This window comes from Vibrio sp. 1180_3 (assembly GCF_029478545.1).
In the GTDB taxonomy this organism is placed as follows: Bacteria; Pseudomonadota; Gammaproteobacteria; order Enterobacterales; family Vibrionaceae; genus Vibrio; species Vibrio aestuarianus.
Genome location: NZ_SJFM01000005.1, coordinates 122,878 through 146,289, shown reverse-complemented (window position 1 = coordinate 146,289; position 23,412 = coordinate 122,878). Strand labels below are relative to the sequence as shown.

General features: G+C 44.2%; 19 protein-coding genes and 4 tRNA genes. 10 read left to right on the top strand and 13 right to left on the bottom strand.

The features are described from left to right. Positions 1 to 12: 12 nt before the first annotated feature. The gene (pheS, locus tag EYW48_RS05235; protein WP_053309359.1) at positions 13 to 996 is read right to left on the bottom strand and encodes a phenylalanine--tRNA ligase subunit alpha; all 984 of its coding nucleotides are present in this window, start codon (positions 994 to 996) and stop codon (positions 13 to 15) included. A gap of 251 nt (positions 997 to 1,247) precedes the next feature. Between pheS and EYW48_RS05230 the strand changes: the two genes are divergently transcribed. Beyond that, positions 1,248 to 1,730: a GNAT family N-acetyltransferase gene (locus EYW48_RS05230; protein ID WP_277431968.1), complete on the top strand. Its 483-nt coding sequence runs from the start codon at positions 1,248 to 1,250 to the stop codon at positions 1,728 to 1,730. Here the strand turns inward: EYW48_RS05230 and EYW48_RS05225 are convergent, their stop codons facing one another. The 8 genes from EYW48_RS05225 to uvrY form a co-directional block, all read right to left on the bottom strand. Next, positions 1,731 to 2,840: a GGDEF domain-containing protein gene (locus EYW48_RS05225; RefSeq protein WP_261927416.1), complete on the bottom strand. Its 1,110-nt coding sequence runs from the start codon at positions 2,838 to 2,840 to the stop codon at positions 1,731 to 1,733. Positions 2,841 to 3,373: 533 nt separating this feature from the next. Then, positions 3,374 to 3,449 (bottom strand) — tRNA-Gly (locus tag EYW48_RS05220). Positions 3,450 to 3,472: 23 nt separating this feature from the next. Further along, a tRNA-Leu gene (locus EYW48_RS05215) sits at positions 3,473 to 3,559 on the bottom strand. 86 nt (positions 3,560 to 3,645) lie between these two features. Next, positions 3,646 to 3,721: transfer RNA gene (locus EYW48_RS05210), tRNA-Gly, on the bottom strand. 3 nt (positions 3,722 to 3,724) lie between these two features. Next, a tRNA-Cys gene (locus tag EYW48_RS05205) sits at positions 3,725 to 3,798 on the bottom strand. A gap of 255 nt (positions 3,799 to 4,053) precedes the next feature. Next, on the bottom strand, positions 4,054 to 4,611 hold the full coding sequence (pgsA, locus tag EYW48_RS05200) for a CDP-diacylglycerol--glycerol-3-phosphate 3-phosphatidyltransferase (protein WP_168521808.1): 558 nt from the start codon (positions 4,609 to 4,611) through the stop codon (positions 4,054 to 4,056). 46 nt (positions 4,612 to 4,657) lie between these two features. Continuing rightward, positions 4,658 to 6,490, bottom strand: coding sequence for an excinuclease ABC subunit UvrC (gene uvrC, locus EYW48_RS05195; protein ID WP_274678124.1), 1,833 nt, complete (start codon positions 6,488 to 6,490; stop codon positions 4,658 to 4,660). After that, positions 6,490 to 7,134: a UvrY/SirA/GacA family response regulator transcription factor gene (gene uvrY, locus EYW48_RS05190; RefSeq protein ID WP_053309355.1), complete on the bottom strand. Its 645-nt coding sequence runs from the start codon at positions 7,132 to 7,134 to the stop codon at positions 6,490 to 6,492. The genes uvrC and uvrY overlap by 1 nt, the downstream gene beginning before the upstream one ends. A gap of 441 nt (positions 7,135 to 7,575) precedes the next feature. On the opposite strand from uvrY, the gene EYW48_RS05185 reads away from it, so the two are divergent. Next, positions 7,576 to 9,939, top strand: coding sequence for a DNA polymerase II (locus tag EYW48_RS05185; RefSeq protein ID WP_277431967.1), 2,364 nt, complete (start codon positions 7,576 to 7,578; stop codon positions 9,937 to 9,939). A gap of 81 nt (positions 9,940 to 10,020) precedes the next feature. On the opposite strand, the gene EYW48_RS05180 is transcribed toward EYW48_RS05185, so the two are convergent. Beyond that, complete coding sequence (locus EYW48_RS05180) at positions 10,021 to 10,788, bottom strand: nucleotidyltransferase domain-containing protein (RefSeq protein WP_171979619.1); 768 nt, start codon at positions 10,786 to 10,788, stop codon at positions 10,021 to 10,023. Between the two features lie 134 nt (positions 10,789 to 10,922). Here EYW48_RS05180 and yeiP point away from each other — a divergent pair, with 134 nt between their 5' ends. Both yeiP and EYW48_RS05170 read left to right on the top strand, forming a co-directional pair. After that, positions 10,923 to 11,489: an elongation factor P-like protein YeiP gene (gene yeiP / locus EYW48_RS05175; RefSeq protein ID WP_168521802.1), complete on the top strand. Its 567-nt coding sequence runs from the start codon at positions 10,923 to 10,925 to the stop codon at positions 11,487 to 11,489. Positions 11,490 to 11,491: 2 nt separating this feature from the next. Beyond that, on the top strand, positions 11,492 to 11,812 hold the full coding sequence (locus EYW48_RS05170; RefSeq protein ID WP_053309351.1) for an HI1450 family dsDNA-mimic protein: 321 nt from the start codon (positions 11,492 to 11,494) through the stop codon (positions 11,810 to 11,812). 90 nt (positions 11,813 to 11,902) lie between these two features. On the opposite strand, the gene yqfB is transcribed toward EYW48_RS05170, so the two are convergent. Then, positions 11,903 to 12,238 (bottom strand): N(4)-acetylcytidine aminohydrolase, encoded by a 336-nt coding sequence (gene yqfB / locus EYW48_RS05165; protein WP_053309350.1) that lies wholly within the window; start codon positions 12,236 to 12,238, stop codon positions 11,903 to 11,905. A 175-nt stretch (positions 12,239 to 12,413) separates the two neighbouring features. On the opposite strand from yqfB, the gene hutC reads away from it, so the two are divergent. The 6 genes from hutC to EYW48_RS05135 all read left to right on the top strand — a co-directional run bounded on the left by hutC (position 12,414) and on the right by EYW48_RS05135 (position 19,623). Continuing rightward, positions 12,414 to 13,127, top strand: a complete 714-nt coding sequence (gene hutC / locus EYW48_RS05160; RefSeq protein WP_168780604.1) for a histidine utilization repressor — start codon at positions 12,414 to 12,416, stop codon at positions 13,125 to 13,127. Between the two features lie 127 nt (positions 13,128 to 13,254). Continuing rightward, positions 13,255 to 14,469, top strand: a complete 1,215-nt coding sequence (hutI, locus tag EYW48_RS05155; RefSeq protein ID WP_168786669.1) for an imidazolonepropionase — start codon at positions 13,255 to 13,257, stop codon at positions 14,467 to 14,469. Then, positions 14,462 to 15,475, top strand: coding sequence for a formimidoylglutamase (gene hutG / locus EYW48_RS05150; RefSeq protein ID WP_277431966.1), 1,014 nt, complete (start codon positions 14,462 to 14,464; stop codon positions 15,473 to 15,475). Before hutI ends, hutG begins: the two co-directional genes overlap by 8 nt. 72 nt (positions 15,476 to 15,547) lie before the next feature. Next, complete coding sequence (hutU, locus tag EYW48_RS05145) at positions 15,548 to 17,245, top strand: urocanate hydratase (protein ID WP_168521793.1); 1,698 nt, start codon at positions 15,548 to 15,550, stop codon at positions 17,243 to 17,245. 11 nt (positions 17,246 to 17,256) lie between these two features. Then, entirely contained in the window at positions 17,257 to 18,789 is a 1,533-nt protein-coding gene (hutH, locus tag EYW48_RS05140; protein ID WP_277431965.1) for a histidine ammonia-lyase, read from the top strand. Positions 18,790 to 18,897: 108 nt separating this feature from the next. Continuing rightward, positions 18,898 to 19,623, top strand: coding sequence for a DUF3581 domain-containing protein (locus EYW48_RS05135; RefSeq protein WP_277431964.1), 726 nt, complete (start codon positions 18,898 to 18,900; stop codon positions 19,621 to 19,623). A 39-nt stretch (positions 19,624 to 19,662) separates the two neighbouring features. Here the strand turns inward: EYW48_RS05135 and EYW48_RS05130 are convergent, their stop codons facing one another. Then, entirely contained in the window at positions 19,663 to 20,124 is a 462-nt protein-coding gene (locus EYW48_RS05130; protein ID WP_168521789.1) for an isoprenylcysteine carboxylmethyltransferase family protein, read from the bottom strand. 103 nt (positions 20,125 to 20,227) lie between these two features. Continuing rightward, positions 20,228 to 23,263 (bottom strand): FAD-binding and (Fe-S)-binding domain-containing protein, encoded by a 3,036-nt coding sequence (locus tag EYW48_RS05125; protein ID WP_277431963.1) that lies wholly within the window; start codon positions 23,261 to 23,263, stop codon positions 20,228 to 20,230. Positions 23,264 to 23,412: the final 149 nt, after the last annotated feature.

The window sequence follows — 23,412 nt, the reverse complement described above, 5'->3', positions numbered from 1 at the left end:
CTACCCTTTGAATTACTTGAACTGTTTAAGGAAACGTAAGTCGTTCTCGAAGAACGCACGTAGGTCATTCACGCCATAACGAAGCATCGTCAAACGTTCAACACCCATACCGAAAGCAAAACCAGAGTATTTTTCAGGGTCAATACCAACACTACGAAGTACATTCGGGTGGACCATACCGCAACCTAAAACTTCAAGCCACTTACCGTTTTTACCTTTTACATCCACTTCTGCTGAAGGCTCTGTAAACGGGAAATAAGACGGGCGGAAACGAACCTCAACTTCTTCTTCAAAGAAATTACATAGGAAATCGTTGAGAATACCTTTTAGCTGCGCAAAGTTTACATTCTCATCAACTAACATACCTTCTACTTGGTGGAACATTGGCGTGTGAGTTTGATCGTAATCATTACGGTAAACGCGACCTGGAGCGATAAAGCGGAAAGGTGGCTTGCCGTTTTCCATGGTACGAATTTGCACACCAGAAGTATGGGTGCGCAGCATCAAATCAGGGTTGAAGAAGAAGGTGTCGTGATCAGTACGAGCTGGATGATCTTCCGCAATATTCAACGCGTCAAAGTTGTGAAACGCATCTTCAATTTCTGGACCAGACTCAGTATTAAAACCAAGCTCACCAAAGAATTGCTCAATACGCTCAACCGTGCGAGTCACTGGGTGAAGACCACCATTTTCAATACGGCGACCAGGCAAAGTAACATCGATGGTTTCAGCGGCTAATTTCGCTTCTAGTTCAGCACGTTGTAGCTCATCTTTACGAGCGGCAATCGCTTGTTGAACCGTTCCTTTTGCAACGTTGATCTCTTGACCTGCTGCACGACGTTCTTCTGGTGGCAATTTACCTAAGCTTTGGAGTTGAGTCGTTAACTCGCCTTTTTTGCCTAGGTACTGAACACGCACTTCATCAAGTGCGACTAACGAATCCGCCGCGTTGATCGCAGCGGTCGCATTAGCAATAATCTCTTCTAGATGTTGCATCGTTTCCTCATCTACCCGTTGGTAGTGTCCGTATCGGATGTTTTGTATTTTTCAGATAGCTACACATAGTATCTAAAGCCACAACTAAAGCCAAATTGAAATGATATCAAGCCTTTCTATTGATGAAAAAAAACACATTATCTTTGCTTTGTTGATTTGTCGCGGTCCATACGTCTATCAATAGCTTGATATTTCCATTCGTAAGACCAATAACTATACCCAAACAATCATGTTTAATAAGAGAAACACATATGGACATTACCATTACCGAAATCACACCCACCGATGATCAAGATATCTGTCACATCATCAAATCGGTAGGTGCAGAATTTGGCGCTGTTGGTGAGGGTTTTGGCCCTTCAGATGCAGAAGTTGAACAAATGAGCCAATACTACGGCATAGAAACAAAAAGTATTTATCTGGTCGCAAAAATGGATGGAAAAGTAATGGGGGGGGCTGGTATCGCTGCATTTAATAGCAGTCAAGAGGTTTGCGAACTCAAAAAATTGTTCTTGTTGCCTGAAAGGCGCGGCCACGGATTAGGGATAAAACTCAGTAAAACCTGCATGAAATACGCTAAAGATATGGGCTATCAATCGTGTTATTTAGACACATTATCCAATATGACATCGGCCATTCGTCTATATGAGAAACTTGGGTTTTCCCACTTAAATGAGCCGATGGTGGGTACGGAGCACAATGGTTGCGATGTCTGGATGATCAAGGAGCTTTAGTTACATCGTTGGATAAACGCAATTCTTACCAGCTTGTTTAGCCTTATACAGTGCGTTATCCGCCTCTTTGATTAATTCATCGTATATTTTCATATCGGCACTGATTGCCGCGACACCAATACTGATACTTCCACGCCAATCTGTTGCCCCTGTACTAACACGCATTTTGGAAACACGTTGGCGCGTTGATTCAGCGATATGCAGACCGCCTTTTAGATCAGTATGCGGGCATATAACGAAAAACTCATCGCCCCCAAGACGACATACAATGTCATCACTACGGAAGGCATATTTTAATTCGTGAGCCAGCTCAATCAACACCTTATCTCCTGCATCATGACCACAGCTATCATTAATTACTTTAAAATGATCGGCATCGATCATGATGCAAACTAATGGATATCGATGTTGCACAGCTTCTGTCCAACATACATGCAAGTGATGCATAGCACTACGGCGATTAGGAAGCGACGTCAGTGCATCGGTTAGCGACAACTCTTCTAAACGTTTATTCGCCTCTAATAGCTGTTTAGTCCGTTCCTCAACTTTATATTCAAGTGATTGGTTGAGTTTTAGTAGCTCCTTATTGCGCATCGATACTTGTTCAAATAAACCATTCAACGCATTTAACAGTGGCTCTGTTGCAGAGTCTCGCTGCCGTTCTTCTTGTCTGTACGCTTCTTCAGACGATAGACCTGACTCAATAGCCTTTATCTGCCGAGCCAAGTTTTGATCAATACCGAGTATGTGATAAGCCAACCAGTGAATTAAAAAATCCAACAATTGTTCTGCCGAGCCGTCATCCTGTTGATGAATAAAACTCTGCATACTCGCAACTTCAGCCATAAAAGCTCTATGGACCTTAATATGCTGTTCTATATGGCTAGGATAAACTCCTTTGTTTCTCATCAATTGCTCTTCTTCCTTAAAATGGAATTCGGCATATCGAGAAAGTTCAAAAAGTGCGACTCGAACATCTTCTTCTGCAATATTATTTTCAGAAATAAGCGCACCATATTGGTTGATGATCCCAACCAAATATTGATGTTGTTCATCAACATCACCAATTCCCGTTTCAAAATGTTTATCCCAAAGAAATGATTTCGTCACACTATCCACCCATAAAGCCTGCAACCATACAGACAATAAACACTAATCCATGAAAATATATACCCAAACTACTAGGAGTTGCAGGTAGGCGGCAAGTGAGAGAATCCCCATGAGCATAGACAAACTATGTGATTGGGGTGAGCAAACGTAGCCAACACCGCTGCAACTTCAAATAGGAAGGGTGTAGTGGAATTATATATCAATTTATTCACAGCCACTGAGTCAGAAATGAAAACTATATGTTCTCTATCAGCATCATCGATCACAGATTAGAAATTTAAGATAGGGGAACAAAAGCGTGACCTCAACCTTGTCAAGGTTGCGCTACGCACAAGGAAAAATGCCGAATATTTAGATGTAAAAAAGCCCCAGCATTTCTGCTGAGGCTTTAATTTTGGAGCGACACACGAGGTTCGCTTTCTTTTGAACTAAAAGCTTGACCTCAAACTTGCCAAGGTTGCGCTACGCGCAAGGAAAAATGCTGAGTATTTAGATGTAAAAAAGCCCCAGCATTTCTGCTGAGGCTTTAATTTTGGAGCGACACACGAGGTTCGAACTCGTGACCTCAACCTTGGCAAGGTTGCGCTCTACCAACTGAGCTAGTGTCGCATACTGCTTATGCAGTTAAAAGATGGTGCCCCGGGCCGGACTTGAACCGGCACGACTCGAAAGTCGAGGGATTTTAAATCCCTTGTGTCTACCAATTTCACCACCAGGGCACGCAATTCTTGATTGCGATGCTGTTTACAAAATTAAGTAACACCATCTTAAAGATATCGAAATTAGATTCAATATCGCAAAATTTTGGAGCGACACACGAGGTTCGAACTCGTGACCTCAACCTTGGCAAGGTTGCGCTCTACCAACTGAGCTAGTGTCGCAAATGGAGGCGCGTCCCGGAGTCGAACCGAGGTCCACGGATTTGCAATCCGCTGCATAGCCCCTCTGCCAACGCGCCTCTGTTACTTCAATCGAAGCGCTACTTTGTTGCGTTCCTCTTGAGTACGGGATGCATTCTACGGATTCGATGAAATGAGTCAACACTATTTTTTTAGTTTTTAAATCGTTTGACTACTTTGCATTCAAAAACGGCTGATTTGCTCAATTTAATAGCAAAATATGGCGTCATTTCTATGAGATAACTGTACTTTACCGCAGATAAAAACCGATAACAGAACCGACTAAACGTAAAAAACGGGCCGTAGCCCGTTATTTAATGATGTTCTTCATTGAGGAGGTCATCTTTGGCCGCCATCAAATATTGAGCCATAGACCAATAGGTCAAAACTGTGGCGACATAAAGCGCGGCATAACCTAACCAGACCATCCAATCATCATAGCGCCAGATAAGGATCCATAGTGCGAACATCTGCGTACCGGTTTTAACTTTCCCCACCCAAGAAACAGCGACACTTGCACGTTTGCCAATTTCTGCCATCCACTCTCTTAGTGCGGAGATAATAATTTCACGAGCAATCATTGTGACCGCAGGAATGGTAATCCAAATACTATGATAATGTTCAGTAATCAAAATAAGCGCTGTAGCAACTAAGACTTTATCAGCAACAGGATCGATAAAAGCACCAAAACGAGAGGTTTGGCCTAGTTTACGCGCCAACATTCCATCAAGCCAATCGGTAAACCCTGCGACCCAAAACACCATTGCTGCCGCAAAAGGCCCCCAGCCATAAGGAAGGTAGAATACAACGACAAATACCGGTATTAGGAAAAGTCGTAGCAAAGACAAAATGTTGGGAATATTTAAACGCATATTTTTAGGCTCTTATCCATGGCGCGTTAATGTTGCGTCATTTTACTTATTGTTTCAATGCCTGATAAATGTTTTCAGCTAAAGAATGGCTGATCCCCGGCACTTTGGCGATTTCTTCAACAGTTGCCCGCTTCAACTCTTGTAATCCACCCATATACTTTAATAAGGATTGTCGGCGCTTTGGTCCTACCCCTTCAATCTCTTCTAACGCACTCGTTCTACGGGTTTTTCCGCGCTTAGCTCGATGACCAGCAATGGCATGGTTGTGGCTTTCATCCCGAATATGTTGGATAAGGTGTAAAGCAGGCGCATCACTAGGAAGATTAAACTCCTCACCTTCTATAGTCACCAGTGTTTCCAAGCCCGGTTTACGAGTTATCCCTTTAGCGATACCAATCAATATCGGCCTTTTAGGCCAATCTTGCCAATGCGTGGTGATGATTTGATGCGCTCGATTGAGTTGGCCTTTACCGCCATCAATAAAAATCACATCCGGTATTTTTTCGACATCAATTTGTTTTGAATATCGACGTTCTAGTACCTGCCCCATCGCGGCGTAGTCATCACCTCCGGTAATACCAGTGATGTTATAACGACGATATTCTTGCTTCACCGGACCTTCTTGATTAAAGACCACGCAAGATGCAATGGTGCTTTCTCCCATGGTGTGCGAAATATCAAAACACTCCATGCGCATAATATTTTCAACGCCTAATACCGACTGAAGTGCTTTAAAGCGCTGGCCGATGGTCATCCGATGATTAATTTTGGTTGTAATTGCGGTCAATGCATTGGTGTTCGCCAATTTCAAGTATCGACCACGTGTACCAGTAGGACTGACATGAAAAGAGATTTTACGACCAGCGACACTTTGCAATGCATCTTGTAATGGCTTTGCATCTTCAAGCAATCCTGAATTTAAAATAATGCGGCTAGGGATCGTACGAGCCTCATTGTGGTTTAAATAGTATTGACTTAAAAAGCTATCGAACACCTCTTCTTGAGTGGTGTTATTGGGAATTTTAGGGAAATGGCTGCGGCTTCCGAGGATTTTACCTTGGCGGATCATTAAAATATGAATACACGCAATGCCACTTTCTTGAGCAAAACCTAAGACATCCATATCGTCCATGCTATCTTCGGAAACGAACTGTTGCTCTTGAACGCGTCGTATGGCTTGAATTTGGTCTCGAAATTGAGCCGCTTGCTCAAATTGAAGCGTTTGGCTCGCTTGCTCCATTTTCTGAATCAAGATTTCCAATACTTGATTGTCTTTGCCTTGTAAGAATAAGCGCACGAAATTGACTAACTCAGCATACTGTTGATCAGAAATGATGCTGCTGACACAAGGCGCAGCACAACGGCCAATTTGATACATTAGACACGGTCGCGTTCGGTTACTGTACACCGTATCCTCACACTGCCGTACTGGGAATATTTTCTGGATGAGATGCAAAGATTCCCGAACCGCACCCGAGTCAGGATACGGGCCAAAATACTCTCCTTTGCGCTTTTTTGCACCTCGGTGCAAAGAGAGCCGAGGGTGTTTATGCCCACTGATAAAAATATACGGATAAGACTTGTCATCGCGCAATAACACATTGTATTTAGGTAAATACTGCTTAATATAATTGTGTTCGAGGATCAACGCTTCCGTTTCAGTATGCGTTACGGTAACGTCAATTTTGGCGATATGGCTAACAAGCGCGCGCGTTTTCTCGCTATCGATGTTTTTCCGAAAGTAACTAGAAAGGCGCTTTTTGAGGTCTTTAGCTTTGCCAACATAAATAATATCAGCCTCGGCGTTATACATTCTGTACACACCGGGCTGATTAGTGACTGTTTTAAGGAAAGCAGCCGAATCAAACGGAGTCGTCACTACAGAGTCTCAGTGTCTAACATTCCGTGTCGAATAGCTAAGTGAGTCAACTCTACATCACCATTAATAGCCAGTTTGCTAAATAGACGGTAGCGATAACTGTTCACCGTTTTAGGGCTAAGGTTAAGCTGCTCAGAAATATCCGTCACTTTCTGACCTTTAGTGATCATCATCATGATCTGCAACTCTCTTTCTGAGAGATCAGCAAATGGATTTTCAGAAGCTGGTGAAAATTGGCTTAATGCCATTTGCTGAGCGATCTCTGGTGAAATATAGCGTTGACCGCTATTCACTATCCGAATCGCATTAACCATTTCGTCAGGACCAGCCCCTTTGGTTAAATAACCGGCGGCTCCTGCTTGCATCACTTTGGTAGGAAACGGGTTTTCAGTATGAACAGTCAACACTATAATTTTTACGTCTGGGTTAAAACGTAAAATCTTTTTCGTTGCTTCTAAACCACCGATCCCCGGCATATTCATATCCATTAAAACAACGTCGACATGATTGTTGCGACACCATTTTACAGATTCTTCACCGCTGACAGCTTCCCCTACTACGTTCATTCCACGGACGTCTTCAATAATACGTCGTATCCCTGTGCGAACCAGCTCGTGATCATCTACAAGGAAAACACTAATCACTCTTGTATCTCCACACTCATCTATTGGCTCTGCACCCACTTGGTAGTGGATAACAGCATGGCTGCCTATATTAACTTAAAATCTGGTTTTTGCTTACACTGAATATGTGCTCTAACCGAAATTTTGGCAAGTACTTATTTACCTTGCTAATCAATCCATGAGAATTTATCAACAAATCAATAGTTTCATTATATTAGCAAATAACTGTCTGTCGATTGAGATCATTTTTTGACAAATTTGAAGCTCACCATAAAAATGCAACCAGCCTCATAGCAAAGCAAAATAAAAGCAAATCAATTGGTTATTAGTGATTGACACGGTATATCGAATTGTCGCAGGCAACAACATATCATTAACCAGAATATGAGAAGCTAAGTATTTGGCTCCGAGCTCTGATATGATGCAGCTTAAGAAAATGACTACAATCTGGATCAACCACGCTTGAGTATTCAACAAGGCTTTTTGCTCACTCGTCATGCAAGAGACATCAAAGGTGCCACTCATATCGAACTTTGGCTAGCAACTCCGCAAGGACCGAGCCAGTTGATCATCCGTGGCGAAAAGCCAGTATTTTTCATCTCCCAACTGGAGATAGAACAGGTTCAGAGTTTGGCAAGCCAACACAGCTTGTCTGTCAATTGTAAGGCATTGGAATTAAAAGATTTCGAACATAACCCATTGGCCGCCTGCTATTGCCCGACGCTCCACACCTATGCAGCACTGATTACCCTCTTAAAACAGCAACAGATTCAAACTTTAGAAGATGATATCAAGCTGGCCGATCGCTTTCTGATGGAACGCTTCATTAAAGGCAGTGTTGAATTCACCGGTTTACTCACTCACCAAAGCCGTTATTTAAAAGTTGAACAGGCCAAATGTCGCTCTGGGCATTACATTCCTAGCCTCAAAGTCGTCTCTCTCGACTTAGAATGCTCAGAAAAAGGCATTCTCTACTCAATTGGCTTTGATAGCCCAATGGATAGCCGTGTGATTATGATTGGCGAACCGCAGCCCAGTGAAACAGCGATCCAATGGGTAAAAGATGAACGTGCCTTATTGCAAGCGCTTACCGACTGGTTTAAGGCGTTTGATCCGGACGTCATCATTGGTTGGAACGTGATTGACTTTGACTTCCGGTTATTACACAAACGAGCAGAATGGCACAACACCAAATTAACCATCGGACGTGGTAATCAACACAGCTTCTTTCGTACTTCAAACCAAAGTCAGCAAGGTTTTATCACCATTCCAGGACGTGTAGTACTTGATGGAATTGATACTTTAAAAACGGCGACTTACCACTTTCGCTCATGGTCGCTCGAAGCCGTTTCTCAAGAATTACTGGGTGAAGGCAAAGACATCCACAACGTGCATGATCGTATGGATGAAATAAATCGCATGTTTAGAAAAGACAAACCGTCGTTAGCTAAATACAACCTGCAAGACTGTGCGCTAGTAAATAAGATTTTCCAACATACGCATTTACTGGATTTTGCTATAGAGCGCTCACGTCTCACTGGGGTTGAGTTAGATCGCGTTGGTGGTTCAGTGGCTGCATTCACGAATCTGTATCTACCGCAATTGCATCGTGCCGGTTATATTGCGCCCAATTTACAGCCAGAAAACTGGGTTGCTAGCCCCGGTGGCTATGTTATGGATTCTATCCCTAACTTATATGATTCAGTGTTGGTGCTCGATTTTAAGAGTCTTTATCCCGCTATCATCCGCTCATTTCTCATCGATCCGCTAGGGTTAATTGAGGGATTACAGCTCACAGTGGGTAACAATGAAAACGAAGCAGTACCAGGCTTTCGTGGTGGGCAATTTCATCGTAACAAACACTTTCTGCCCGAGATGATCGAAAATTTATGGGCAGCTCGAGATCTCGCTAAGAAGAACAATGAAAAAGCTTTTTCTCAAGCGATAAAAATCATCATGAACTCATTTTATGGGGTATTAGGGTCTTCAGGTTGCCGCTTTTTCGATACACGTTTAGCTTCGAGCATCACTATGCGTGGGCATGAGATCATGAAGCAGACCAAAAAGCTGATTGAAGAAAAGGGTTATCAAGTCATTTACGGTGATACCGATTCAACCTTTGTCTCTTTAGGTGGCGAATTCTCACAGCAGCAAGCGGATGATATCGGCAACGCACTGGTCGACTTTATTAATCAATGGTGGGCCGAGCATTTACAGGAAGAGTATCAGCTTAGCTCAATTTTAGAGCTTGAATACGAAACCCACTACCGTAAGTTTCTTATGCCAACGATCCGTGGTTCAGAAACCGGCTCTAAAAAACGCTACGCTGGATTAATTGGTGAAGGTGAACAAGAACGGCTGATTTTTAAAGGGCTTGAAAGTGCGAGAACCGACTGGACACCGCTCGCACAACGCTTTCAATATCGGCTGTATTCGATGATTTTTAAAGGTGAAAACCCCGAAGCTTTCATCAAAGAGATTGTCGAGCAAACACAAAGTGGGCAACTCGACCATGAGCTGGTTTATCAAAAACGTCTACGACGTAAGCTACATGAATATCAAAAAAATGTGCCACCACAAGTCAGAGCAGCTCGCTTAGCCGATGAGATCAACATGCAACTCGGACGACCACTGCAATATCAAAACCGTGGGCGCATCGAGTACTTAATCACTATTAATGGTCCTGAGCCTAAAGAGTATTTAAAAAGTCCTATCGATTATCAGCACTATATCGATAAACAATTGCAGCCCGTCGCAGAAGCCATTTTGCCTTTTGTTGAACTGAATTTTGAACAGCTTAGTCAACCTCAGTTGGGCCTCTTCTAAAATAGAGGCTAGCAACGAAATATCTAAGTACTACCAACGTCATCATTTATCATGCGCTAATACGATGGTACCAGCGCACGATCAGCCAATCCGAAATTCTGTCTTTTTGTACTGCTTTACAAGCCAGTGACCATAGGAATCTAAAATACCGATCACCGAACGTTTGGCAATAGGCCGCCCAGATAACAAAATACCGAGCCTATCGATTTCAACTTCCTTTTCTGGGTGATAACGAAGAAATTGTTGGCCACATTCAATCGGGTCATCAAACCAACCTTTGTCACGGTACATCACCAGAGCATAACTTGCCCGCAATAGCTTTTTAGCAATCACAATCTGTGCTTTGCTCTGCTCACTGGCGGAATTGGCTTTGGCGATTTTATCGCGGTAAAAAAGCACCCAATCTTCAACATCCATATTCCAGTGCTTGGCAATCTCCCAACTGGGTTCAAAATCACCAAAGCACTCAGCTAAGTCATCCCCCCAAACACAAACACAGCAGTGGCGAAGCATAAAGCCCCACGTAAAAATACTATCGAGCGAGGCAACCTCCGATACTAACGCCGTTTTTATCGACACTTCCGTTATGTGTGGAAAACTCTTTTGGAAACGCCATTTAATGGTGTTGAGTAACGTGGTTCGAGTTTCGGGGAAATCCGCGTGTGTGACCACCACAACGTCTAAATTTGAGCGACCATAACGTGCTGTTTTTCTCGCCACACTGCCATACAAATAAACACTGTGCAGATTGTCCCCCAAACCCGCACGAAGAAACCTGATGAGATCATCAATCGCTGCTTGGTATTCAGTTTGAAAAGCTTGTTTAGGGTCGATAACCGATAAATACATAACAAAAAACGTTAATTAATAGAGAAATGGAACACGCACGCCATGTTCTACCATGCAAACCGATCAATCAAGATATTCCTTTTCTAGAGCTGCAAGGTATAATGCGCCGAAATTAAGTATGAAGGAAAAATTCCATGCCAAAGGCGAATGAATTAAAGAAAGGTTTTGCCATCGTTTCTGGTGGTAAAACACTACTCATCAAAGATATCGAAGTGACTACTCCAGGTGGTCGTGGCGGTTCTAAAATCTACAAGTTGCGTTGTACTGATTTAAACACTGGTGCGCGTGTTGATGAACGTCTAAAAGCTGACGATTTTGTTGATACCGTAGATATGAACCGTCGCGCTGTATCGTTTTCTTATGTTGACGGTGACGAGTACATTTTCATGGACAATGAAGATTATACTCAGTTCACGTTCAAAAAAGACGAGATCGCAGACGAACTACTGTTCATCACTGAAGAAATTCAAGGTATGTTCGTCGTCGTTGTAGACGGTTCAGCGGTTGCGCTAGATGTACCTTCATCAGTAGAACTTGTGATTGAAGAGACTGACCCTTCTATTAAAGGTGCTTCTGCATCAGCTCGTACGAAACCTGCGCGACTAAGCACTGGCCTAGTTGTTCAAGTACCAGAATACGTAGCAACGGGTGATCGCATTATTGTGAACACTGCTGAACGCAAATACATGAGCCGAGCATAATAATGTCTGATTTAATTTCTTACGACGACGCGATCGACGCTGCCTATGACATCTTCCTTGAGATGGCTCCTGACAACTTAGAACCAGCAGATGTAATCCTATTTACCATGCAGTTCGAAGAGCGCGGAGCTGCCGAGTTAGTTGATGTAGGCGATGATTGGGTTCAACACGTGGGTTTCGACGTTGATAAGGAAGATTACGCGGAAGTATTGATCGGCCTTGTGAATGAACAAGACGATGTGCTAGATGATGTGTTCGCAAGAATGCTCGTCAGCCGCGACCCAGACAAAAAGTTTTGCCATATCCTATGGAAACGCGATTAATCGTATCCATATCGGAATACAACGCCAATCGCTTTGATTGGCGTTGCTGTTTCTAACCTAGGTAACGCATATCTTTACTTTTAAGTCGTGCTATTTGTGTCTGGCATCGCTTTCCACCAGTTGGTAATGAATCACATACAACTGCTCTATCCCAGGGTAAATATCTTGGATAACTTGCTTGAGCGTTTCCAAGCTCATGTTTTCTTGCGCAGCGTGAAACTCACTCAGTTCACTGAATAAAATAGGCTCTACCGCGTCAATTTTCAGTCGACAAAACCACTTCCCTTCTTCCAACGTGCTCACATCTACGATCGAACCAGCCTGATAGTGGCTCTCACTTTCATCTCGAATGGTGATCACTTTCTTTTTTGCCAAAATATCCGCTTCGAAACGCGCGAAAAAAGTCATTTCAGTGGGTATAGTCATTTATATTTTCTCTAATTTATCAAACAAAAACATTCTAAGGGGTTATTCACCAAAGCCCAAATAAGTTTATTGATGTGAGATGAGTGGTAACATCACGCATCGACAGTATCTAAACATTGCATTTTTCAGTCACTTCATTAATTATTTGTATATTCAATTAAAACCGATAATACCGATGTCAGCCTCACCATTATATAAACAAATAAAACAGTTTATTTTAGATAATATAGAAACGGGTCACTGGCCGGTAGGTCATCGTATTAGTACTGAGTTAGAACTGACTGAGCAATTTAATGTCAGTCGAATGACCGTCAATAAAGCGATTAGAGACTTGGTTTCTGATGGCAAACTACAACGCCGGCCTAGGCTCGGTACATTTGTTTGCGCCCCTGAAGAGAAAGCAGAATCACCGCTACTGGATATCCGCAACATCGCTGATGAAGTGATTAGCCGCGGGAAAAATTACCACAGCAAAGTGCTCAAACAAGTAGCATTAGCCGCCGACGAAAATGTAGCGACCAAACTTGGCGTCATGCTTGGGTCACAGGTCTTTTACAGTGAAATCATACACTTTGCGAATAAATCCCCCTTACAGCTAGAGGTGCGTTGGGTCAATTGCCGCTATGCACCTCACTACCTTGAGCAAAATTTCTCTTTAATCACTCCTAATCAGTATTTATCGCAAAACTGCCCGTTAAGCGCCATTGAGCATACCGTAGAAGCGATTATCCCTGATTCTCATACCAAGCAATTATTACAGTTAACGAGCAATGAGCCTTGCTTGCTGTTAAATCGAAGAACATGGAGTGGCGATAAGTTAGTCAGTTCTGCACTGCTTTATCATCCAGGTTCTAAGTACAAATTAACCTCTAAAGTACTGCTCAGCTAAAGTTTAACATTCCACCATTTGATCACAGTTCCGCAACATTACTCTTGCACAAGCTGCCTTTTTGCCTTATTTATTTGTATATACATTTAAGCATTTGTAAACTTGCATAGAGAAAGTGAGAGCAACCATGGATTTGATACTGACTAATGCTCGAGTTGTCAGCATGGAAAAGGGTAAACAAGGCTACCGGCCCAGTGCGCCTCAAACCATTTATATTCAAGCAGGAAAAATTCACTCTCTGCTCAGTGCTAACGAACCTATCTATCCTAACTATGACTGCCCTATTATTGATTGCCAAGACAAGCTAGTAACTCCGGGGTTGATCGATTGTCATACACATCTGATCTATGCCGGTAACCGTGCCAATGAGTTTGAAATGCGCTTGCAAGGTATTCCCTATCAAGAGATCGCAAAACAAGGTGGCGGTATTTTATCAACCGTCAACGCGACAAGAGCGGCTTCGGTTGAAGAGTTGGTTGAGCTTGCTCTGCCTCGTTTAGAGGGGCTCATCCGATCAGGAGTCACCTCTGTAGAGATCAAATCTGGCTACGGTTTAACGCTTGATGATGAAATAAAAATGCTCAAAGCAGCTAAGATGCTGGAAAGCCATCGCCGCATTAAAGTCGTCACCACGCTACTCGCCGCCCACGCCATTCCACCAGAATTTCAACACCGCGCCGATGACTATATCGACCATATTTGCCAAACAATCATCCCGCAAGTTGCTGAACAAAAGCTAGCAACCAGTGTCGATGTGTTTTGCGAATCGATCGGCTTTAATCTCTCGCAAACAGAAAAGGTCTTCCAAGCAGCAATCAAACATGGTTTACAGGTTAAAGGCCATACCGAGCAACTATCAAATTCAGGTGGAACCGCTTTAACGGCGCATTATCAGGGTTTATCAGCTGATCACATCGAGTATCTGGATGAGCAAGGCGTAAAAGCGTTAGCACAATCCAACACGGTAGCAACATTGCTACCCGGCGCATTTTACTTCTTGCGTGAAACCCAAAGCCCACCAATAGAGTTACTGCGTAAACATACTATTCCCATGGCGATTGCCACCGACATAAACCCTGGTACTTCACCATTTGCAGACCTTACATTGATGATGAACATGGCCTGTACTCTCTTCAATTTAACCCCAGAGGAAGCATTACGTGGTGTGACTCAGCATGCAGCGCAAGCACTCGGTTTTGCGCAGTCGCGGGGGGTCATCGCAACAGGGTATGACGCCGATTTAGCCATTTGGAACATAACCCACCCTGCTGATTTAAGTTATCAAGTGGGTATTCCTCGTTTATATGCTCGCGTAGTTGATGGAGAACTCACCCATGACTAACCCAAATTTACCTAGCGCCCAACATAGCTTTAACTGGCAAGGTCGTGATGATGTGGAAGATGGCGAGTTAGGCACTCGTGTTCATCATCAGGTCCACCGCTGCCAAGCCGATGAACTTCAAGCACTGCCTATAGAACGTCATCACGCCGTCGCTGTAGTCGGTTTTGAATGCGATGCAGGCGTTGCGCGTAATAAAGGCCGTATTGGAGCCCAACATTCCCCCAACCTTATCAGACAAGCACTGGCTAATTTAGCGTGGCATAAAAAATCAACATTTTACGATTTAGGTAATATTCGCTGCGAAGGGGACGAACTTGAACAGGCTCAAGCAAGCTGTGCAGATATCGTTGCTGAAGCACTCAATCATATGCCCGTCATAGTACTAGGCGGGGGACATGAAGTGGCGTGGGCCAGTTTTCAGGGCCTTGCTCGACATTTTAAACACAACCAAACAAAACAACCGACAATCGGCATCATCAACTTCGATGCACATTTTGATTTACGCGTGTTTGAATCAGACACGGCAGAGATCAAACCAAGTTCAGGCACACCCTTCAATCAAATTCACTCATTTTGTCAGCAGCAGGGTTGGGATTTTAACTACGCCTGCTTAGGTGTGAGTCGTGCCAGTAATACTCCAGCGCTGTTTAAACGAGCTCAAGAACTGGGGGTTTTGTATATGGAAGACTCTCAATTTTCGACATTAAGCCCAATTGATCACCTCCGTGAATTACAGCATTTTATCAACCGATGTGATTATCTTTACCTCACCATTGATTTAGACGTTTTCCCCGCGGCTACCGCGCCAGGGGTCAGTGCCCCAGCGGCTCGCGGTGTCAGTTATGACGCGCTAGCCCCTTATCTCGATAAAATTCTTTATCACAAAAACAAATTGCTGATTGCCGATATCGCCGAGTACAACCCTCAATTTGATGTCGACAACCAAACTGCACGCCTTGCCGCACGGCTGTGCTGGGATATCGCCAACGCGATGACCAACGATTAATTTTTTTGAACAACCCTACACTTGGCGACATAACAACAATAGCCAATGGAACCAAACACAAGGAGTCTCAACATGACGCAGCACCACTCTCAAGGTCAACGTCTGGATACCACACGTACTATTCGTGCGCCGCATGGCACCACACTGCGCGCTAAATCATGGCTAACCGAAGCACCACTTCGCATGCTGATGAATAACTTAGATCCTGATGTAGCCGAACACCCGCACGCGCTCGTCGTTTATGGCGGTATTGGCCGAGCGGCTCGTGACTGGGCATGCTTTGATAAAATTGTAGAAGTGCTAGAACGTCTGGAGGAAGACCAAACCTTGCTGGTTCAATCCGGTAAACCCGTGGGCGTATTCCCTACCCATAAGAATGCGCCTCGGGTGTTAATTGCGAACTCTAACCTAGTACCACACTGGGCAAATTGGGAACATTTTAATGAGCTCGATAAACAAGGGTTAATGATGTACGGCCAGATGACCGCAGGTTCGTGGATTTACATCGGCTCACAAGGCATTGTTCAAGGAACCTATGAAACCTTTGTCGCAGTTGCCAAAAAACACTTTGCTGGTAATGCGAAAGGCCGCTGGGTATTAACCGGTGGTCTGGGTGGAATGGGTGGCGCACAACCGTTAGCTGCCACTATGGCGGGCTTTTCAATGATTGCTGTTGAGTGCGATGAGTCACGTATCGACTATCGTCTTCGCACTGGTTATGTCGACAAAAAAGCCACCAGCATAGATGAAGCTTTAACGATGATTGCGCAATCAGACACGCCGATTTCTGTTGGCTTGCTCGGTAATGCGGCGGACGTTTTCCCGCAGTTAGTCGAACGCAATATCACCCCAGATGTGGTGACTGACCAAACATCAGCACACGATCCGCTAAACGGCTATTTACCACTCGGCTGGAGCATGGAACTCGCCTCTCAAACTCGTTTAGAAGATGAAGCCAAAGTGGTAAAAGCGGCCAAGCAATCAATGGCGATCCAAGTTCGAGCAATGCTTACCTTGCAACAACGTGGCGCTGCAACTCTTGATTACGGTAATAATATCCGCCAAATGGCATTAGAAGAAGGCGTTGAAAACGCGTTCGATTTCCCTGGTTTTGTCCCTGCTTACATTCGCCCATTATTCTGTGAAGGGATTGGGCCATTCCGCTGGGCCGCGCTTTCTGGCGACCCAGAAGATATTTATAAAACCGATCAAAAAGTCAAAGAGTTGATCCCTGACAACCCTCATCTACATAACTGGTTAGATATGGCACGTGAGCGGATTCACTTCCAAGGTCTCCCTGCACGTATCTGCTGGGTTGGTTTGAAAGATCGTGAACGTCTCGGTCAAGCTTTTAACGAAATGGTTAAAAATGGCGAACTCAAAGCACCAATCGTTATTGGTCGCGACCACTTAGATTCAGGTTCAGTCGCGAGCCCGAACCGCGAAACCGAAGGCATGCTGGATGGGTCAGACGCCGTCTCCGATTGGCCATTGCTCAATGCATTACTCAATACTGCTGGCGGTGCAACATGGGTCTCTTTACATCATGGTGGCGGTGTCGGGATGGGCTTTTCTCAACACTCTGGCATGGTTATTTGTTGCGATGGAAGTGACGATGCATCACAACGTATTGCTCGCGTACTACACAACGACCCTGCAACTGGCGTGATGCGCCATGCTGACGCGGGTTATGACATTGCAAAACGTTGTGCTAAAGAACAAAAACTGGATCTACCGATGCTTAACCAAGAGCTTGCGCAACTGAAGTAAGGACCATGAAAATGTTGAATCTTGTTATTACACCAGGGCAACTAAGCCTAAAACAATTGCGCCAAATCAGTCGTTCACCGGTTATGGTATCGCTTGATCCAAGTGCTATACCAGATATTGAAGCCAGCACTCGAGTGGTCGAGCAAGTTATCGCCGAAAACCGTACTGTTTACGGCATCAACACCGGCTTTGGCCTGCTCGCCAATACCAAAATCGCACCTGAAGATCTGGAAACTCTGCAAAGAAGCATTGTTCTTTCACACGCAGCTGGTATCGGTAAATTCATGTCGGATGAAACCGTTCGTTTGATGATGATATTAAAAATCAACAGCTTATCTCGAGGCTTTTCAGGTATTCGCCTTGCAGTGATTAACGCATTGATGGAGCTGGTAAATAGCCAAGTCTACCCTTGTGTACCACAGAAAGGTTCCGTGGGTGCTTCTGGCGACCTTGCGCCACTGGCACACATGAGCACCGTGTTACTGGGCGAAGGTCAAGCACGCCACAACGGTGAGGTGATTTCCGGTTTAGAAGCATTAAAAATTGCAGGTTTAGAACCCATTACCCTCGCACCAAAAGAGGGACTGGCTTTACTAAACGGCACACAAGCCTCTACCGCTTTTGCACTCGAAGGGTTGTTTGCTGCTGAAGATTTATTTGCATCAGCAACTGTGTGCGGTGCCATGTCAGTTGAAGCGGCGCTAGGCAGCCGTCGACCATTCGACCCACGCATTCATCGTGTTCGCGGTCATCGTAGCCAAATGGACGCCGCTACAGCTTATCGACATATGCTGGATATTAGTAGTGAAATTGGCGATTCACACACCGCGTGTGAAAAAGTACAAGACCCTTATTCACTGCGCTGCCAACCGCAAGTTATGGGTGCTTGCTTACAACAAATTCGCAATTCTGCTGAAATTTTGCAAGTTGAAGCCAATGCGGTTTCAGACAATCCATTAGTCTTTGCCGATGACGGTGACATTATCTCTGGCGGCAACTTCCACGCAGAGCCTGTTGCTATGGCTGCGGATAACTTAGCACTCGCGATTGCCGAAATCGGCAGCTTATCTGAACGACGTATGGCACTTTTGATTGACAGTGCACTCAGCAAGCTGCCTCCATTTTTAGTCGATAATGGCGGCGTCAACTCCGGCTTCATGATTGCGCAAGTTACAGCAGCAGCGCTTGCCAGTGAAAACAAAACCCTTGCCCATCCGGCATCGGTTGATAGCTTACCAACCTCAGCTAATCAAGAAGATCACGTATCCATGGCCACTTTTGCAGGCCGCCGTTTACGTGATATGAGCGAAAACACACGGGGAATTTTGGCTGTTGAATACCTTTCAGCAGCTCAAGGGTTAGATTTCAGAGCGCCCAACAAATCATCAACACGAGTCGAAGAAGCCAAACAAATCCTGCGCGAGAAAGTGCCGTTTTACGATAAAGACCGTTACTTCTCACCGGATATTGAGCAAGCCAATATGCTACTCAAGCTAGCCGTTCATAACCACTTAATGCCGGATATGCTACTGCCGAGTTTTTAAGCATCGACCTGAGCCTCACCTTTTGTGAGGCTCATCTCACTGGATAGACCATTCATCCGACTTTCTTCGCTTATAATCATTCGCAGTTTTGGCTAGAAAGCGTAAATTATGTTTCTTAATCCTTATTTTTCACATCAAGACAAGCAATTCCAATTCACTCGCCAGCAAGCGAGCCATTTTGCAAAAAAAGTGGCGGGCGATTTTAATCCGATTCACGACGAAGATAGTAAACGCTTCTGTGTTCCGGGTGATCTTCTCTTCGCCGTACTATTGCAAAAAGAAGGCATCAGCCAAAAAATGCGTTTTAATTTTTCTGGCATGGTGAACGACGGTATAGCGCTGCATATTGAAAATAAGTGTGATAAAGAAAGTGCTGTCGTTGATGCGGGTGGTAAAGAATACTTGCATATGAACCGTGAAGGCCAAGTTAGTCATGATTCTGCCTTTATTGAGCATGTGGTGACGAATTACGTTCAGTTTTCTGGTATGAACTTCCCACACATCATGGTTCCGCTAATGGAAGAAGCGCAGATGATGATCAACTGCCAACGTCCATTGGTTATTTATGAAAGCATGGAAGTAGAATTTGACCGCTTAGATCTAACTCATCCTGAAGTGTCGTTTTCGGGTGCATCCTTTGATGTTGATGGCAAGCGTGGCGTTGTTACTCTGAATTTTGTCTTTAAAGAGGAAGACGAAGTTGTCGGTAAAGGAGTAAAACGCATGGTGGCAAGTGGCCTCAAGCCCTATGACCAAGATGCCGTAGACGACTTAGTTAACCGCTTCAATGAGCGCAAAGAGATGTTTCTAACTAAGTTTTCTGAAGCTGCATAACAGCCATACATAAATAGCCCTGCCAACTTGGTGGGGCTTTTAAATCCAGCGTCTCACACGCTGTTTATAATCAACATACTCCTCACCAAACAGTCTCTCCAAAACCCGTTCTTCTGGGAGGATCTGTAAACGATTCATAAACCACACAAACAAAAAGACAATGGCAAAACTTAGTATGTTTTGTTGCCAATAAGCCGTAGCAAAAAGTAGTAAAAGCAACCCTAAATACATAGGATTGCGTGAGTAACGATAAATTCCACTATCAACAACACATGATGCGTTTTCCGGTTTAGTTGGATTAACTGTCGTTTGCACTTTGCGAAATTCATGAATGCCCCACAAGCCGACAATGCCGGACAGCACGAAGCAAATCGCAAATACCACCGCAGGTAAAGGCAATGTAATGCTGGCAAAAACAAAGAGGTGGGAAAGACGATTCATCAACACCAGTGCTACGATAAACACCGCGACTGGTGGAATCTTAAGTTCTAATTTATCCATCGTTTACTCTCTCAATCTTACTGCAACTCCAAGTATAGCCATAAAATCTAGAAAAAAGCCCAGTCACAAACTGGGCTATTTGCTTAACCAACACTCGGATAATCTACACCAAGGCTAACAACGCTTGTAGAGGATGCTTTGGTTTAAAGTGCTCGAAGCGTTTAACTTGGCTACGACACGAATAACCAGTGATCAAACAGCGCTCCTTCGGCAATTTTTCTAAACTTGGTTGCCAACTTAAACCATAAATATCTTTGGACATTTCAAGTTTATCAAGTTCATGACCAAAGGTTCCAGCCATGCCACAACAACCGACAGGAACGGTATGAAGTTTTGCGCCAAAGTGAGTAAAAATCATCCCCCACTCTTTTTCTGCATTAGGCAACTTTGTTTTCTCGGTACAATGAGCAAACAAATACCAAGCCTCGGTATCTAAAGCTTCACTAGCATTAAACTCGGCCAAACGAGGCAACAACCATTCATGCACAGTCAATACATCAAAATCACCACGCTTATCGCCCAGAATCTCGTTGTACTCATCGCGATAACAGAGCACAAGTGCCGGGTCAACACCGACCATCGCAATATTAAGATCAGCCACTTGTGATAAAAATGTCGCGGTATTTTGCGCCGTTGAGGTAAACTGTTTTAAGAAACCTTTAATATGTTGTGCTTTACCGTTAGGTTTAAACGGCAACAGAATTGGATTTTTGCCCAATTTGATCAGTAATTGGATAAAGTCTTCAACCACGTCTGCATCGTAATAGCTTGTAAATGGATCTTGCACCACAATCACATGTTGATCGCGATCTTGTTGAGACAATCCAGCCAAACGCTGCAAGTTAAAATCAACGCTATGGCCAATCATACGTTTTGCCAAAGTTGGCACAGACAACAGAGGTGCATCGACATACCCAACAGTTGATGCGGTCAAACTTTGCACCCACTTTTGGGAAAGCGCCCCGTTTACCACTCGTGGCACCTTGGCCATTAACGGCAACATGCTTTCAATGTTTGCAACCAAGTAATCTTTTGCTGGGCGTTGATAGCGTGAATAGTAGATATTGAGGAAACGCGAACGAAAACTCGGTACATCCACTTTGATTGGGCACTGACTAGCACATGCTTTACATGCCAAGCAGCCATTCATCGCTTCATAAACTTCGTGAGAAAAATCGTATTGATGGCGTTTATTTAATGAATTACGAACACGCTCAATCATTGTTTTGATGGTAGGTGATGATTCTAGCACTTGTTTTTCAAGATCAAGAATATCAACACCTTGCTCCGTTAATTGGCGTAACCATTCACGGACTAACCCTGCACGACCTTTTGGTGAGTGACGACGATCAGCGGTAACTTTCATCGATGGGCACATCGGAGAGCTAGTATCATAATTAAAACAGAGACCGTTTCCGTTACACTCCATCGCTTGCTTGAAACTGTCACGAACCTGAACATCGATTTGGCGATCAAAATACCCACGTTTAGTATCCGTTACTTTCACTAATTCAAAATTAGTGTCGAGAGGAGTACATATTTTACCGGGGTTCATTTTATTGTGTGGGTCAAATGCCGCTTTAACTCGTCGCAGTTCAGTAAACAGTTCCTCACCAAAAAATTCAGGACCGTATTGTGAGCGATAACCTTTACCATGCTCACCCCACATCAAACCGCCATATTTAGCGACTAGCTTGACGACTTCATCCGACACTTCATGCATCATCAGTTCTTGTTGGGGGTCACACAAATCTAATGCTGGTCGAACGTGAAGAACTCCTGCATCCACATGACCAAACATGCCATAACTGAGCGATTTGCTATCAAGTAAGGTTCGAAATTCAGCAATAAAGTCTGCTAAGTTTTCTGGCGGTACACACGTGTCTTCGGCGAATGCGACTGGTTTTGCTCGGCCTTTTGCCGCGCCCAATAAGCCAACCGCTTTTTTACGCATGTTATAGATACGGTTGATACTAGCTAAATCACTACACACTTGGTAGCCAATAATGCCAGCTTCTTGATTGGTAAGCATTTTCTCAAGGCGCGCTGTTAGTGCTTGAACTTGCTCCGAAACCTCTTGTTCATCTTGCCCTGCAAATTCAACCATGTTGATGCCTTGCATCTCCTTGCCTGGGACATCTGCGAGCAAGTCACTAACACTGTGCCAAACGATGTCTTGCTTGGCCAGGTTCAGTACTTTTGAATCAACCGTTTCAACCGATAACGCTTTGGCTTCGACCATCAAAGGAGCATTACGCAGTGCTGAATCAAAAGTGTTGTACTTCACATTGACTAACGTACGTGCTTTAGGGATAGGGGTTAGGTTTAGCGTGGCTTCGGTAATAAATGCCAGAGATCCTTCTGCACCACACAATACACGGGTCAGGTTAAACGAATCACTTTCTTCATCAATGGCATTTTTGAGATCATAACCGGTCAGAAAACGGTTAAGTGCTGGGAATTTCGCAACAATTTGCGCCCGCTTTTCACGGCACACCGCTTCGGTCACTTGTAACGCTTGCTCTGCAAATGAACCTTGTTCAGCCATACCAAGTGACATATCAGACTCAAGCTGTGATCCATCGGCAAATACCGCTTGTAACGACAGCACATGGTCTGAGGTTTTGCCATATTTCAACGACCCTTGCCCAGAAGCATCAGTATTAATCATGCCACCCAATGTAGCGCGATTACTGGTTGAAAGGTCGGGCGAGAAAAAATAGCCATAAGGGCGTACCGCATCATTAAGCTGATCTTTCACAACACCAGCTTGAACACGTACCCATCCTTCTTCTGCATTAATTTCAATAACTTGGTTCATATGGCGAGACAAATCAACCACAACGCCTTTCGTTAACGATTGGCCGTTGGTCCCCGTACCACCACCGCGCGGTGAAAATGTGACTCTCTCAAATTCAGGTTTTGAACTAATCTTACCTATAAGAGATACATCATGCGTCGATTTTGGGTGGACCACCGCTTGAGGTAATTGCTGGTAAACGCTGTTGTCAGTAGCAACGGCGAGTCGACTAGAGTATTGTGATTCAATATCGCCGCTAAACCCCTCTGCTTTGAGTTGTTGTAAAAAGCTCAAAACAACGGGATCGACGTCTGATTGGTGGTGAAGTCTTGGTAACATTTGCTTCCTGCCCCTACTGCGCTGATCCAATCAGCTGTGGGTTAATGGTTAATTTGATATTAATCTTTGAATTTCGTCACTTTACAACATTTAAAAAGGTGATCAAATCAGAATCTCAATGCAAGAATGGATCTATGGGTTGCATTTTT